15 protein-coding genes are annotated in these 13,405 nt (G+C 66.5%); 2 read left to right on the top strand and 13 right to left on the bottom strand.

Annotated features, from left to right (window positions below):
- Positions 1–97: 97 nt before the first annotated feature.
- The 12 genes from recX to rlmE form a co-directional block, all read right to left on the bottom strand.
- Complete coding sequence (recX, locus tag ACZK45_RS07975) at positions 98–589, bottom strand: recombination regulator RecX (RefSeq protein WP_014036760.1); 492 nt, start codon at positions 587–589, stop codon at positions 98–100.
- A gap of 110 nt (positions 590–699) precedes the next feature.
- The gene (gene recA, locus ACZK45_RS07970; RefSeq protein ID WP_049449560.1) at positions 700–1,737 is read right to left on the bottom strand and encodes a recombinase RecA; all 1,038 of its coding nucleotides are present in this window, start codon (positions 1,735–1,737) and stop codon (positions 700–702) included.
- A gap of 204 nt (positions 1,738–1,941) precedes the next feature.
- The gene (lexA, locus tag ACZK45_RS07965; RefSeq protein ID WP_032128412.1) at positions 1,942–2,577 is read right to left on the bottom strand and encodes a transcriptional repressor LexA; all 636 of its coding nucleotides are present in this window, start codon (positions 2,575–2,577) and stop codon (positions 1,942–1,944) included.
- Between the two features lie 212 nt (positions 2,578–2,789).
- Positions 2,790–4,472, bottom strand: coding sequence for a 2-polyprenylphenol 6-hydroxylase (ubiB, locus tag ACZK45_RS07960; RefSeq protein WP_478445872.1), 1,683 nt, complete (start codon positions 4,470–4,472; stop codon positions 2,790–2,792).
- A gap of 34 nt (positions 4,473–4,506) precedes the next feature.
- Positions 4,507–5,001, bottom strand: a complete 495-nt coding sequence (locus ACZK45_RS07955; RefSeq protein WP_010484249.1) for a CinA family protein — start codon at positions 4,999–5,001, stop codon at positions 4,507–4,509.
- Between the two features lie 122 nt (positions 5,002–5,123).
- Positions 5,124–6,434 carry a ribosome rescue GTPase HflX gene (gene hflX, locus ACZK45_RS07950; RefSeq protein WP_478445650.1) on the bottom strand — a complete coding sequence of 437 codons (1,311 nt, stop codon included), beginning with the start codon at positions 6,432–6,434 and terminating at the stop codon, positions 5,124–5,126.
- Between the two features lie 14 nt (positions 6,435–6,448).
- Positions 6,449–6,724 carry an RNA chaperone Hfq gene (hfq, locus tag ACZK45_RS07945; protein ID WP_004152891.1) on the bottom strand — a complete coding sequence of 92 codons (276 nt, stop codon included), beginning with the start codon at positions 6,722–6,724 and terminating at the stop codon, positions 6,449–6,451.
- A 96-nt stretch (positions 6,725–6,820) separates the two neighbouring features.
- The gene (miaA, locus tag ACZK45_RS07940; RefSeq protein WP_180838532.1) at positions 6,821–7,774 is read right to left on the bottom strand and encodes a tRNA (adenosine(37)-N6)-dimethylallyltransferase MiaA; all 954 of its coding nucleotides are present in this window, start codon (positions 7,772–7,774) and stop codon (positions 6,821–6,823) included.
- Positions 7,774–8,670, bottom strand: coding sequence for a dihydropteroate synthase (folP, locus tag ACZK45_RS07935; protein ID WP_253144623.1), 897 nt, complete (start codon positions 8,668–8,670; stop codon positions 7,774–7,776). The genes miaA and folP overlap by 1 nt, the downstream gene beginning before the upstream one ends.
- Before the next feature lie 523 nt (positions 8,671–9,193).
- Positions 9,194–9,379, bottom strand: a complete 186-nt coding sequence (locus ACZK45_RS07930; protein WP_121503759.1) for a hypothetical protein — start codon at positions 9,377–9,379, stop codon at positions 9,194–9,196.
- Between the two features lie 102 nt (positions 9,380–9,481).
- On the bottom strand, positions 9,482–11,416 hold the full coding sequence (gene ftsH / locus ACZK45_RS07925) for an ATP-dependent zinc metalloprotease FtsH (RefSeq protein WP_010485966.1): 1,935 nt from the start codon (positions 11,414–11,416) through the stop codon (positions 9,482–9,484).
- A 69-nt stretch (positions 11,417–11,485) separates the two neighbouring features.
- The gene (gene rlmE, locus ACZK45_RS07920) at positions 11,486–12,118 is read right to left on the bottom strand and encodes a 23S rRNA (uridine(2552)-2'-O)-methyltransferase RlmE (RefSeq protein WP_005409014.1); all 633 of its coding nucleotides are present in this window, start codon (positions 12,116–12,118) and stop codon (positions 11,486–11,488) included.
- A 65-nt stretch (positions 12,119–12,183) separates the two neighbouring features.
- On the opposite strand from rlmE, the gene yhbY reads away from it, so the two are divergent.
- Positions 12,184–12,489: a ribosome assembly RNA-binding protein YhbY gene (gene yhbY, locus ACZK45_RS07915; RefSeq protein WP_004152868.1), complete on the top strand. Its 306-nt coding sequence runs from the start codon at positions 12,184–12,186 to the stop codon at positions 12,487–12,489.
- Positions 12,490–12,502: 13 nt separating this feature from the next.
- Positions 12,503–12,877 (top strand): Mth938-like domain-containing protein, encoded by a 375-nt coding sequence (locus tag ACZK45_RS07910; RefSeq protein WP_012510659.1) that lies wholly within the window; start codon positions 12,503–12,505, stop codon positions 12,875–12,877.
- Positions 12,878–12,904: 27 nt separating this feature from the next.
- Here ACZK45_RS07910 and ACZK45_RS07905 read toward each other — a convergent pair whose 3' ends face one another.
- Positions 12,905–13,393: a hypothetical protein gene (locus tag ACZK45_RS07905; RefSeq protein WP_293798405.1), complete on the bottom strand. Its 489-nt coding sequence runs from the start codon at positions 13,391–13,393 to the stop codon at positions 12,905–12,907.
- Between the last annotated feature and the right edge of the window lie 12 nt (positions 13,394–13,405).

The raw sequence follows: 13,405 nt of genomic DNA, 5'->3' as shown, positions 1-13,405 counted from the left end.
GTCTGCGGGCCGGCGGGCCCGGACCACCGGCCGCGTTGGCCAGGGTCGCGAGGGACCGCCGAAAACCTAAAGGGTATCAGGCCCGGCGCCGCCAGTCTCAGTCATCCGGGTCGTAGCGGGTCGCACGGCGGATGCTGTCGCCGTCGAAGCCCCGTCGGGCCAGCAGATCGGCGGCCTTGCGCCGCTGCGTCAGGTCCTGCGGACCGGCCTCGCCAAAGCGTCGGCGGACCAGATCACGGGCATTTTCCTGCCAGTCGCCTTCGTAGCTGTCCATCGCCGCGGCAATCGCGGCACTGTCCAGGCCGTGAGTGCCCAGCTCGGCGCGGACATGGATCGGCCCATAACCGGTGTTGGCGCGCATCCGCACCAGGTTCTCGGCGAAACGGGTGTCGTCCTGCCAGCCGGCCTCTGTCAACTTGGCCACAGCCGCCTGCGCGGCTTCGTCTTCGATGCCGCGTGCGGTCAGCTTGCGGGTGAGCTCCTTGCGCGAGTGCTCGCGGCGGACCAGCAGGCCCAGCGCTCGTTGCACGGGCGTCTGCTCGCGCGGCCGGCGTTTGCGGCCGGTGGGAATGTCGTCGGCGTCGGACATCGGTGCTCCAAGGGTGGCGCCATCCGTGGCGCCCAGCCCATCCCTGGGCGATTCGAACCTGCGGGACAGGGCGACGTCACTGACGGCGCCGCCCTGCCCCACAGCAAGCCTTATTCGTCGTCACCTTCGTCGTCGCCTTCCTCACGGGTGGCTTCGGTCGGCTGGAACTTCTCGCGCAGCTCGGCTTCAAGCTTGGCAGCGACCGTCGGGTTGTCGCGCAGGTAGCCACGGGCGTTGTCCTTGCCCTGGCCGATACGCTCTTCACCGTAGCTGTACCAAGCGCCGGCCTTCTCGACCAGCTTGGCATCCACACCCATGTCGATCAGCTCGCCCTCGCGGCTGATGCCTTCGCCGTACAGGATCTCGGTGATGACCTGCTTGAACGGAGGCGCCAGCTTGTTCTTGACGACCTTGATCTTGGTCTGGTTGCCAATGATCTCGTCGCCCTTCTTGATTGCGCCGATACGGCGGATGTCCAGGCGCACCGAAGCGTAGAACTTCAGCGCGTTGCCGCCGGTGGTGGTTTCCGGACTCTGGCCCGGCATCATCACGCCGATCTTCATGCGCAGCTGGTTGATGAAGACCACCAGGGTGTTGGAGCGCTTGATGTTGCCGGTCAGCTTGCGCAGCGCCTGGCTCATCAGGCGGGCCTGCAGGCCCGGCAGCTGATCGCCCATCTCGCCTTCGATTTCGGCCTTCGGGGTCAGCGCGGCGACCGAGTCGATCACCAGGATGTCCACCGAACCCGAACGGACGAGCATGTCGGCGATTTCCAGCGCCTGCTCGCCGGTATCCGGCTGCGACAGCAGCAGGTCATCCACGTTCACGCCCAGCTTGGCGGCGTAGATCGGGTCCAGCGCGTGCTCGGCGTCGATGAAGGCCGCGGTGCCGCCCATCTTCTGGCATTCAGCGATGGCCTGCAGGGTCAGCGTGGTCTTGCCCGAGGATTCCGGCCCGTAGATTTCAACGACACGGCCCTTCGGCAGACCGCCAATGCCCAGCGCGATGTCGAGCATCAGCGAACCGGTCGGGATGGCTTCGACGGGCTCGACCACGCGGTCGCCCATGCGCATCACCGAGCCCTTGCCGAACTGCTTTTCGATCTGGCCCAGAGCTGCAGCGAGGGCGCGCTTCTTGTTCTCGTCCATCGGATTGGTCCTTGCAGAGGTCGTGTCGTTGGAGGTGCTGTCTTTGGGGGTCTTCTTTGCCATGGGTTCACTTTAAGTCGGACGTATCGCACAGGCTGAGATTCTGCCCGGCGCTCTGAAAAGAATTATCGGACATCCGTACCAACCTCAGTGGAACCAGAGAATCGCCACAAAAGACCGCGGGGTAATGCGCTATGGAACGGGTCAACGGTTGGGTCGCAACAGGCCGCAATAGAGGCCCTCAATCGAGAAGTCCTGGTCAGGCAGCACCTCGATCGGCTTGTAGTCGGGATTGCGCGGCAGCAGGCGGATACGATCCTTGGCGATCTTCAGCAGCTTGACGGTGATCTCGTCATCGATGCGGGCCACGACGATCTGTCCGGAATGAGCATCGCGGGTGCGGTGCACGCCGATCAGGTCACCGTCGAAGATGCCCTCGTCGATCATCGAATCGCCCTGCACCTTCAACAGGTAATCCGGTGCCGGCGAGAAGAACACCCGGTCCAGCACCACGAAGTCGTCCGAGCCGATATCGGCACCGATCGGCAGGCCGGCTGCGACACGGCCCAATACCGGCAGGCGCAGGACGCTGTCGGGCAGGCCCGGCTCGGCCAGCTTCTCGACCGGTGGCGCCTGTACCAGGCGGATGCCGCGGGCCTGGCCCGGGATGCGACGGATCGCACCGGCCTGCTCCAGGGCCTCCAGGTGGTACTGGGCCGCGCGCACGCCCTTGAAGCCGAACGCACGTGCGATTTCAGTCTGCGACGGCGGCGCGCCTTCGCTCTCGATACGCTCGGCGATCAACTGCAGGATCGCCTGCTGGGTGTCGGTCAGGTCCATGGTTAGTAGTATTACTACTAATGAGCAGGACTGCAAGTGCCGGGGGCGACACGGCGGCATCTGTGGTGCCGAGCCGTGCTCGGCGATCGTCGCTGGGCTTGGCCTGGCTGGCAGAGACAAAGGCGGAGCAAAAGCAGCCGACCAGCGGTCGGCTCTACAGGAATCGCGCAGCGATTCCGCGGTTCCCGTTGGGAACCGCTGCGGCAAGCACACTATGTGTGTTTGCCGCTTCTCCAGATCGAAAACAGGATCCAGACGCCGCAGAAGCCGGCGCCGATGAAGCCGCATACGCCCAGCGCCAGCAGCCAGCGGCTGGAGACGCCACCTACACTGTGCATCACGATGGATGAGCCGATGATCAGGGCAGCAGTGACGATGCCCATCACCAGCCGGTTCGCCGCACGGTTCACCTGCTCGCCGAAGCCCTGCAGCGCCGTGGTTTCCACCTTCAGCTGCAGGCGCCCACGGCGGGCGGCCTGGACCAGCTTGCGCAGGTCGCGGGGCAGTTCACCGGCGAAGTCGACCAGGCCCAGCAAGCTGCGGCGGCCGCGCTTGAGCAGGGCCTTGGGCGCATAGCGCTGCAGTACCACCCGTTCCAGGAACGGGCGCGCGGCGCTGGCCATGTCGAAATCCGGGTCCAGCTGCCGCCCCATCCCTTCCAGTGTCAGGAACGCCTTGATCATCAGCGCCAGGTCGGCCGGCAGGGTCAGGCTGTAGCTGCGCAGCAGCTGGGTGATGTCGCCCAGCATCAGACCGATGCGCAGGTCCTTCAGCGGCACGCCACGGTACTGGTCGACGAACTGGCTGATGTCGTGCTGCAGCCGGTTCTCGTCCACTTCCACGCCGCCGGCCCAGTCCAGCAGCACGTCGGCCACGCCCTGCGGGTCCTGCTCGACCAGCCCGTGCAGCAGCTGCGCAACCTGGAAACGACGCACTTCGGACAGCGCACCGACCATGCCGAAATCGATCACGCCGATACGGCCGTCGCGCAGGTAGATGATGTTGCCGGGATGCGGATCGGCGTGGAAGCTGCCGTCCTCCAGCACCATCTTCAGCACGATGTCCGCACCGCGTCGCGCCAGTTCGCGCCGGTCCAGCCCCGCCGCATCGACGCCGGCCAGATCACGCCCTGGAATGCCGTCGACGAAGTCCTGCACGTTCAGGCTTTCGCAGGTCCACTGCCAGTGCACGTCGGGAATCAGGATGTCGTCGCGGCCCTTGAAGTTGCGCGCGATGCGCTCGGCATTGCGGCACTCGGCGGCGAAATCCAGCTCGCGGCGCAGCGACACCGTGAACTGCTGCACCACCTCGGCCGGGCGGTAACGACGCAGGTCCGGAAGCCGGGCTTCAATGATTTCGGCCAGGCGGGCCAGCAGCCGCAGGTCGGCCTCGACCACATCGCGGATGCCGGGGCGACGCACCTTCAGCACCACCTCGCGACCGTCATGCAGGCGCGCGCGGTGGGCCTGCGCCAGCGAAGCGGCGGCCATCGGGGTTTCATCGAGGAAGGCGAACACTTCTGAAGGCGATGCACCTAGGTCGGCCTCGAGCTGCTCGCGGATATCCGCGTACGGCAGCGCCGGCACCGCGTTCTGCAGTTCGGAGAGCTCGGCGATCCATTCCGGCGGCAGCAGGTCGACGCGCGTCGCCAGTACCTGGCCGAGCTTGACAAAGGTCGGGCCGAGATCCTGCATCGCGCTGCGCACGCGCACCGGCGCGGTCATCCGCAACAGTTCCTGCCGCTCCTCGTTCCAGTGCAGCAGGCGCCCTGCCCGCTCCAGCGTGCTGGCCAGGCCGATGCGCCGCACCACATCGCCGAAGCCATAGCGGATCAGGACGACGGCGATTTCCTGCAGTCGGCCCAGGTCACGGACCGTGCCCAGCGTTTCCCACATCATGCGTGCTCCGGACGATTACCGGATCAGCATGTCACAGCTGGGCGTCGATACCGCGCAATGCCGCCGCCACGGTTTGCCGGCGGATGGCTTCGCGGTCGCCATCGAACTGGAACAGCTCGGCACGGGCGTAGCCACCGCGGCGCTTCCAGCCGATCCAGACACTGCCGACGGGCTTGTCCGGGCTGCCACCGCCGGGTCCGGCAATGCCGGTCACCGCCACGGCGATACCGGCGCCGGAATTGACCAGCGCGCCGGACACCATTTCCAGCACGGTTTCGCGGCTGACCGCGCCGAACTGCTCCAGAGTCTGCGCACGCACGCCCAGCAGGCGCTGCTTGGCCTCGTAGCTGTAGACCACCATGCCGCAGTCGAAGAACGCCGAGGAACCGGCGATATCAGTCATGCACTTGGCGATCCAGCCACCACTGCAGCTTTCAGCGGTCACCAGCTGCAGCGAAGCCTGCTGCAGGCGCTGCCCGAGCGCGGCGGACTGGGCATTGAGTTCAGCGTCGGTGGGAATGGACATCGGCATGACGGTGGGGTGAAGAACCTGCACGTTGTACCGCAGATGACAGCTGGATGTCGCGCCCCTCCGGCACGGTTGCGCTGCCGGCCAGCGGCCGGCACTACCGGGCATGGGCCGCTACCTCACCACTCCGGCAGTTTCTCCGGCAGCAGCGCCCGGATCGGCGCGCCGTCGGCACTGGCAGCCAGCTTTTCGGCTTCTGCGATCGGCAGGTCGACCTGCAGCAGCCAGCCGTCATCGTCGGCCTGCTCGCTGCGGATCACTTCCAGCTGGTGCAGGCGCGCACGCAGGCGCCCGGCATCCGGCGGCAGGCGCAGTTCGCCGGTGACATGCTGCAGGCCCAGGCGCTTGCCCAGCACTGCCTGCAGCAGCTCCAAGCCCTGCCCGTCACGCGCGGAAATCCACACCCGCTCGCGACGCGACTCATCCGGGATACCGTCCTGGCCATCGTGGCGAACGTCGGCGCCCTCGATCCGGTCAATCTTGTTGAACACCAGCAACTGCGGCAGGTCACCGGCACCGACCGCGGTCAGTACCTCGTCCACCTGGGCGATGCGCTCCTCGCGGTGCGGATCGGCGGCGTCGACCACGTGCAGCAGGAAATCGGCCTCGCGCGCCTCGGACAGGGTCGAGCGGAACGCAGCGACCAGGTCATGCGGCAGATCACGGACGAAGCCGACGGTGTCGGCCAGCACCACGTTGCCGCCCGGCACCGCGATGCGGCGCACGGTCGGGTCCAGCGTTGCGAACAGCTGGTCGGCGGCGTACGCCTCGGCGCCGGTCATGGCGTTGAACAGGGTCGACTTGCCGGCGTTGGTGTAACCGACCAGGGCCACGCGCGGCAGCTCGCTGCGCACGCGCGCACGGCGCATCTGGGTGCGCTGCACCTCGACCTTTTCCAGCCGCTTCTGCAGCTGCTCGACACGCTTCTGCAACAGGCGGCGGTCGGTTTCCAGCTGGGTTTCACCCGGGCCACGCAGGCCGATCGAACCACCGCGCTGGCGCTCCAGGTGGGTCCAGCCGCGCACCAGCCGCGTGGCCAGGTGACGCAGCTGCGCCAGCTCGACCTGCAGCTTGCCTTCGTGGCTGTGCGCACGCTGGGCGAAGATGTCCAGGATCAGGCCGGTACGGTCGATCACCCGGCGCTCGAGGAAGCGTTCCAGGTTGCGCTCCTGGCCCGGGCTCAACGCATGGTTGACCAGGATCAGGTCGGCACCGCTGGCATCGGCCGCGGCCTTGATCTCGTCCAGCTTGCCGCTGCCGATCAGGGTCGACGGATTCGGACGATCCAGGCGTACGGTGATCGTCGCGGCGATGCTGGCCCCAGCCGAGCGGGCCAGATCACCGAACTCTTCAAGCACATCGTCTTCCAGCTTGCCGAAATGGGGCTGGATCAACAGGGCGTGTTCGCCCTTCTTCGAGCGGTCAAACATTCACCGCTCCGGTATTACTCGTCTGCTTCATCACCTGCCTGACCACCTTCACCCGACTGCACATAACCACCGCCCGGACCGACCTTCACGTTGCGTGCCGGAACGACCGTGGAAATGGCGTGCTTGTAGACCATCTGACTGACCGTGTTGCGCAGCAGGACCACGAACTGGTCGAACGACTCGATCGTGCCCTGCAGCTTGATGCCGTTCACCAGGTACACCGAAACCGGCACGCGTTCGCGCCGCAGTGCATTCAAGAAAGGATCCTGCAGCGATTGCCCCTTGGACATTGCACACTCCTGATTATTGTTCTTATTGGGTTGCCGACGGTTGCCACGGCCCCCGAGCCGCCCGCCGACCGATGATGTTACACGGCTGGCGGGGGTTCAGCGTGCGACGAAGGTCGACACCGCGCCGGCCAGGCGCTCGTGGTCGATATGGGGGTCGAACCAGCGCGCATCAAGCTCGCCGCGCAGCCAGGTCAGCTGGCGCTTGGCCAGCTGGCGGGTGGCGAAGATCGCCTTGTCACGGAAGCGGGCGGCATCGCCCTCCCCCTCCAGGTATTCCCAGGCCTGCCGATAGCCGACCGCGCGCACTGCCGGCAGGTCCAGCGGCGCCTCCACGGCAGCCATTTCCGGCATCGCGCGCAACGCCCGCACCTCGTCGAGGAAGCCCTGCGCCAGCATGGCGTCGAAGCGCGCCTCGATGCGCTGGTGCAGCACCGCGCGGTCACGCGGCGCCAGGATCAGCTTGAGGGTGCGCACCGGCAACGGCGCCACGCCCGGCCGGCGCTGCCATTCAGTGATGGGGGTGCCGGTCAGGCGATAGACCTCCAGCGCCCGCTGGATGCGCTGCGGGTCGGTGGCATGGATGCGTGCCGCTGCTGCTGGATCGACCTTGGCCAACTCTGCGTGCAGCGCCGCCCAGCCACGCTCGGCCGCCTCGGCGCTGAGCGCTTCGCGCGTCGCCGGATCGGCCTCGGGCATCGGCGACAGGCCCTGCAACAGGGCGCGGAAGTACAGGCCAGTGCCACCGGCCAGGATCGGCATCTTGCCGCGTGCCACGATGTCGGCCACGACCCGGCCGGCATCGGCGGCGAATTCGGCTGCCGAGTAGGTCTGCCAGGGATCGCGCAGGTCCAGCAGATGGTGCGGCGCCTGCGCACGCTCTGCCGCATCGGGCTTGGCCGAACCGATATCCAGGTGGCGGTACACCAGCGCCGAATCGACGCTGACGATTTCGCCATCCAGCTGCTGTGCCAGAGCGATCGCGGTGGCGGTCTTGCCACTGGCGGTCGGCCCCATCACGGCGATCGCCAGCGGCCGCCGGTCGATGCCCATCAGTCTTCGTCCGGCCAGCGGATCGTCGGCGTGGCGTCGGCGCGCGGCGTCGGCACCGCCTCGACCGCTTGCCAGATCTTCAGCGCATCGACGGTGGCCGCCACGTCATGCACGCGCACGATGCGCGCACCACGCTGCACCGCAATCAGGTGCGCGGCCACCGACGCAGCCACGCGTTCGGACGGCGTGTCGCGGCCGGTCAGTTCCCCCAGGCTGCGCTTGCGCGACAAGCCAGCCAGCATCGGCACGCCCAGTTCCAGGAAGCGTTCCGAGCGCGCCAGCAGGGTCATGTTGTGGGCCGTGGTCTTGCCGAAGCCGAAACCGAGGTCGACCAGCAGGTTCTTCTTCGCGATGCCGGCCATTTCTGCAGCGAACAGGCGCTGCACCAGGAAACCGTGCACCTCGGCGACCACGTCATCGTAGTGTGGGTCAGCCTGCATGTGGCCCGGCTCGCCCTGCATGTGCATCAGCACCACCGGCACGCCGGTTGCAGCGGCGGCGTCCAGCGCCCCGTCCTGGCGCAGGCCGAAGATGTCATTGATCATGCCCGCGCCGGCGGCCACGGCCGCACGCATCACCTCCGGCTTGAAGGTATCGATACTAATCGGAACCTGCGTACGGGCGGCCAGCTGCTCGATCACCGGAAGCACCCGGCGCAGCTCTCCCTCGACCGATACCGGCGCGGCGCCCGGGCGGGTGGATTCGCCGCCGATATCGAGCAGGTCCGCGCCCTCCTCGACCAGCTTCAGGCCATGTGCGACCGCGGCCTCGGTGGTGTCGTGCGCGCCGCCATCGGAGAACGAGTCCGGGGTGACGTTGACGATGCCCATGACCCGGGCGCGGTCGAGGCGCAGGATGCGGCCGGCGCAATCGAGCTGGGGCGAGGTATCGAACATGGGCAATCCTGCAGGGACAACGGCGGGTAGTTTAGTTCGGCAGGGCGGCGCCCTGCACCCGCAGAGGCCAGAGCGACAGCAACAGCCGGAGCAACAGCGGGTTTACTGAGGGATGGCGGGGTGGGTCCGGTTGCGGGGGACGCCGTGAATCCGTCCATGGAGGCTCGGTCGCGCCATCCATGGCGCTCACGCCCCCGCAACCGGACCCACCCCGCCTTCGACAGTTTTCTGCGATCTGCAGTAGATCCACGCCATGCGTGGATGACTCATTCGATATCTGACAGATGTGTCGACCAAGGTCGACACCTACCAACAGCCGCGGAGATCTGTCAGAGGTGGGGCGGTGTCGGAGGGCGGGGTGTCAGCCGCATGAATGCGGCTGCCAAGCTTACAGGGACGTACTTGCAGCGTCCCCGCACTCCGACACCGCCCCGCCAAACCACGGAATGTTGCTGTTGCTGTTGAGGTTGCCGGCCAGCGGCCGGCACTACCGCGGGTGCAGGGCGCAGCCCTGCCAACACCCTTAACGGCGGCGGCGCTTTCGGTCCACGTACAGGGTCCTGACGATGCTCAGCACGATGCCGACACCGATACCCACCACGCAGCCCAGCAGCAGATTGTCGGCCCCCAGGCCCACACCCACGCCGACCACGGTGGCGATGACCATTTCGGCGGTGTGGGAAATCGGTTCGGGCTTCGGGGCGGACATGCGGGCTCCAGCGTCAGATCAGTTCTTCGGGATGGGCCAGTGGCCCGGAAACGACGAAGCCGGGTTGCCCCGGCCTCGTCTGGTGTCACGTGCAGCGGGCCGTCAGTGCGATTCGGCCGGGCCTGCGATCGGCGGCAGCGGACGGGCGTCGCCGCCCTTGTCGTTGCCACCATCCTTGTTCGACTTGTTCCAACCGGCCGGCGGCGGCGGATCGCGGCCTTCCATGATGGCGTCGATCTGCGGCGCGTCGATGGTCTCGTACTGCAGCAGCAGCTGGGACATCGCGTGCAGCTTGTCCAGGTTGGCCGTCATCAGCTCGGTGGTGCGTGCGTAAGCCTCGTCGAGGATGTTGCGCACTTCCTCGTCGATGCGGCGCGCGGTGTCGTTGGACACGCTCTTGTGCTGGGTGACCGAACGGCCCAGGAACACCTCGTCGTCCTCTTCGCCATAGGCGATCGGGCCGAGCTGGTCGGACAGGCCCCACTTGGTGACCATGTTGCGGGCCATCTTGGTGGCGCGCTCGATGTCGTTGGAGGCGCCGGTGGTGACCTTGTCGGCACCGAAGATCAGCTCCTCGGCCACGCGGCCACCGTACAGCGAGCACAGCTGCGACTTGATCGCCACGCGGTTCATCGAGTACTTGTCGCCTTCCGGCAGGTACATGGTCACACCCAGCGCACGGCCGCGCGGAATGATGGTGACCTTGTAGACCGGGTCATGCTCGGGTACCAGACGGCCGACGATGGCGTGGCCGGCTTCGTGGTAGGCGGTGAGGGTCTTCTCCTCCTCGCTCATGGCCATCGAGCGGCGCTCGGCACCCATCAGGATCTTGTCGCGGGCACGGTCGAAGTGGTCCATGCGGACCTCCTTCTCGTTGCCACGCGCGGCGAACAGGGCAGCCTCGTTGCAGAGGTTGGCCAGGTCGGCGCCGGAGAAGCCCGGGGTACCACGCGCGATCACCATCGGCTCGACGTCGTCGGCCAGCGGCAGCTTGCGCATGTGCACCTTCAGGATGTGCTCGCGACCCTTCACGTCCGGCAGGCCGACCACGACCTGGCGATCGAAACGGCCCGGGCGCAGCAGCGCCGGATCCAGCACGTCGGGACGGTTGGTCGCAGCGATCACGATCACGCCTTCGCCACCTTCAAAACCGTCCATTTCGACCAGCAGCTGGTTCAGGGTCTGCTCGCGCTCGTCATGACCGCCGCCCAGGCCGGCGCCACGGTGACGACCGACGGCGTCGATTTCGTCGATGAAGATGATGCAGGGGGCGTGCTTCTTGGCCTGCTCGAACATGTCGCGCACGCGGCTGGCGCCGACGCCGACGAACATTTCCACGAAGTCCGAACCGGAGATCGAGAAGAACGGCACCTTGGCTTCGCCCGCGATGGCCTTGGCCAGCAGCGTCTTGCCGGTACCCGGCGGGCCGACCATCAGCACGCCGCGCGGAATCTTGCCGCCCAGCTTGGTGAACTTGGACGGGTCGCGCAGGAAGTCGACCAGCTCGCCCACTTCTTCCTTGGCCTCGTCGCAGCCAGCGACGTCGGCGAAGGTGACCTTGATCTGGTCTTCGCCCTGCAGCTTGGCGCGCGACTTGCCGAAGGACATCGCGCCCTTGGCACCGCCACCACCGCCCTGCATCTGGCGCATGATGAACAACCAGAAGCCGATGATCAGGATGACCGGCAGGAAATTCATCAGGATCGCGCCGAGGGAAATGCCGCTGGACGGCTCCTCCTGCACGATCTCCACGTTCTTGGTACGCAGCACGTTGATCAGGTCACGATCGAACGGTGCGGTGATGGTGGACGACTGCCCACCGCGGGTGGTGTAGGTCAGCTGGCTGGTGCCGCCGCGCATGTCGCCGCCAAAGGCGACCTTCTGCACGTTGCCACTGTCCACCTGGTCCAGGAACTGCGAGTACGACGCGCCCTGCGCGCCGGCCCCGGAGGACTTCGGCGAGAAGCTCTGGAAGACCACCATCAGCACGACGGCGACGACCACCCATAGCAGGAGGTTCTTGGTCAAGTCGTTCATCCTCATTGGCTCCGGTGTTCCTCTCAGTGCTGGCGTTGCGTTGGGGTCGAACTTGCGTACATTGCGAGCTTACTTCATGTGGGCGCGTTTTCCCTGACCCAAGGCATACACCTCGGGAGAGCGCTTGCGCGAGGCTTCCGGCTTGCGGATGGAGACCTTGTCGTACCGGCGGCGCATGTCGCGCACGTAGTCGTCAAAGCCCTCGCCCTGGAACAGCTTGATCAGGAATGCCCCACCGGTCTTCAGGTGGTTGTCGGCAAAATCCAGAGCCAGCTCCGCCAGGTGCATCATCCGCGGCTGGTCGACCGCGCCTACACCACTCTTATTGGGGGCCATGTCCGACAGCACAAGGTCTACCGGCTGATCCCCGAGCATGGCTTCAAACTGCGATAGAACGGCCTCTTCCCTGAAGTCACCATGAAGGAACTCCACACCGGCCAGCGGAGGCATGTCCAGGATATCCAATGCCAGCACGCGGCCGGTGTCGCCGATCTGTCTCCGAACCTGCTGAGACCAGCCGCCGGGGGCCGCGCCGAGGTCGACCACCACCATGTGCGGCTTCAGCAACCGGTCACGTTCCAGCAGCTCTTCGAGCTTGTAGGCCGCGCGCGAGCGCATGCCTTCGGCCTGGGCCTTCTTCACGAAGGGGTCGGAGAAGTGTTCCTTGAGCCAGCGCTGGCTGCTTTTGCTGCGGGTAGCCATTGAAAATAGGGGCTGATGGGGTCCTCATGATACCCTGATCGCCCCATTCAACCGTGTTTTCCTGCATGTCCATCGCCCTGACCGCTTCCCAGACCCGTTTCCTGCGCGGCCAAGCCCACGACCTGAAGGCCCTGCTGCAGACCGGCGGCAAGGGCGTGACCCCGGCCTTCATCGCTGAGCTGAACGAAGTGCTGGAGCGCCACGAGCTGGTCAAAGTGAAGGTCGCTGCCGAAGACCGCGACGCCCGTGACGTGATGATCGGCGAGATCGTCGAAGCCACCGAGAGCGCGTTGGTACAGCGCATCGGCCACGTCGCCGTGCTGTACCGCCCGAGCAAGGAACAGCGCCAGATCGTGCTGCCGCGCGGCTGATCGTCTTACTGCCATGCAGCTGAACCACGAACCGCCCGATTACGCCTACAGCCTGCGCGCCGCCGATGGCCGCTCGGCCAAGGTGAATGACCAGGTGCTGGGCAGCAGTTTCTTCCTGACCCCGGACCAGCTGGTCACGCAATGGCCGGTAGTGAGCGCCACCGCGCTGCAGCTGGCTGACCTGGAGCCGATCCTGGCGCTGAACCCGGCGCTGATCGTGCTCGGCACGGGTGACCGCCAGGTATTCCCGCCGGCAGTGGTAATGGCTGCCTGCCTGTCACGCGGCATCGGCCTGGAAGTGATGAACAATCCGGCCGCCGCGCGCACCTTCAACATCCTGGCGGGCGAAGGCCGCAAGGTCGCGGCCGCTTTCATTCTGGAAGGCTGAGGTCGAGGCGTCGGGCGCGCCCCGGCGCTAGCCGCCAGAAGCGGTGCAGCGGAAGGCCGAGAACTGCTTCAGCCGCCCGATCAGGTTGCCGCCCTGGCCCCAGCGGATGTCCATGACCTTCCAGTCCTGGCCCTGCCTTTGCAGCAGGACACGGTCGGTCCAGCGATAGTCGCCTATCGCCATTTCGACGAGCACCCAACTGCCATCGCCGCTCGTCGCGGGCAGCCCCACCTTTACCGTTTCCGGCCGATCCGGCGCCATGAGATACGGGCTCTGGTCCAGCATGTGCGGCTTCTCGTCATGCGCGGCCAGCACCGCACAGGTCCGCTCGTAAGCGCGCTGCGCATCGATGGCTGAGCGCAGCGCATCGCCCAGCAACGGCGGAATGGTCGCTTCGTCCGAAGCCGGCGCCTGGACGGCCGCGTAAAGACGGGTGACCACGTCGCGCGGATCGCTGGCTGCGGAGGCCAGCGGCGCGACGATGAGCAACGCGAGAGTGGAAGCAAGACGGAGCATGGGGCACCGGAT

Source organism: Stenotrophomonas sp. 63632_Sma, assembly GCF_056482875.1.
This window is presented reverse-complemented; position numbering and strand designations above follow the sequence as displayed.

Excerpts from the sequence above, each read along its gene's own strand:
- recX (WP_014036760.1), bottom strand. The coding sequence starts at position 589 with ATGTCCGACGCCGACGACATTCCCACCGGCCGCAAACGCCGGCCGCGC.
- recA (WP_049449560.1), bottom strand. The coding sequence starts at position 1,737 with ATGGACGAGAACAAGAAGCGCGCCCTCGCTGCAGCTCTGGGCCAGATC.
- lexA (WP_032128412.1), bottom strand. The coding sequence starts at position 2,577 with ATGGACCTGACCGACACCCAGCAGGCGATCCTGCAGTTGATCGCCGAG.
- ubiB (WP_478445872.1), bottom strand. The coding sequence starts at position 4,472 with ATGTGGGAAACGCTGGGCACGGTCCGTGACCTGGGCCGACTGCAGGAA.
- ACZK45_RS07955 (WP_010484249.1), bottom strand. The coding sequence starts at position 5,001 with ATGTCCATTCCCACCGACGCTGAACTCAATGCCCAGTCCGCCGCGCTC.
- hflX (WP_478445650.1), bottom strand. The coding sequence starts at position 6,434 with ATGTTTGACCGCTCGAAGAAGGGCGAACACGCCCTGTTGATCCAGCCC.
- hfq (WP_004152891.1), bottom strand. The coding sequence starts at position 6,724 with ATGTCCAAGGGGCAATCGCTGCAGGATCCTTTCTTGAATGCACTGCGG.
- miaA (WP_180838532.1), bottom strand. The coding sequence starts at position 7,774 with ATGGGCATCGACCGGCGGCCGCTGGCGATCGCCGTGATGGGGCCGACC.
- folP (WP_253144623.1), bottom strand. The coding sequence starts at position 8,670 with ATGTTCGATACCTCGCCCCAGCTCGATTGCGCCGGCCGCATCCTGCGC.
- ACZK45_RS07930 (WP_121503759.1), bottom strand. The coding sequence starts at position 9,379 with ATGTCCGCCCCGAAGCCCGAACCGATTTCCCACACCGCCGAAATGGTC.
- ftsH (WP_010485966.1), bottom strand. The coding sequence starts at position 11,416 with ATGAACGACTTGACCAAGAACCTCCTGCTATGGGTGGTCGTCGCCGTC.
- rlmE (WP_005409014.1), bottom strand. The coding sequence starts at position 12,118 with ATGGCTACCCGCAGCAAAAGCAGCCAGCGCTGGCTCAAGGAACACTTC.
- yhbY (WP_004152868.1), top strand. The coding sequence starts at position 12,184 with ATGTCCATCGCCCTGACCGCTTCCCAGACCCGTTTCCTGCGCGGCCAA.
- ACZK45_RS07910 (WP_012510659.1), top strand. The coding sequence starts at position 12,503 with ATGCAGCTGAACCACGAACCGCCCGATTACGCCTACAGCCTGCGCGCC.
- ACZK45_RS07905 (WP_293798405.1), bottom strand. The coding sequence starts at position 13,393 with ATGCTCCGTCTTGCTTCCACTCTCGCGTTGCTCATCGTCGCGCCGCTG.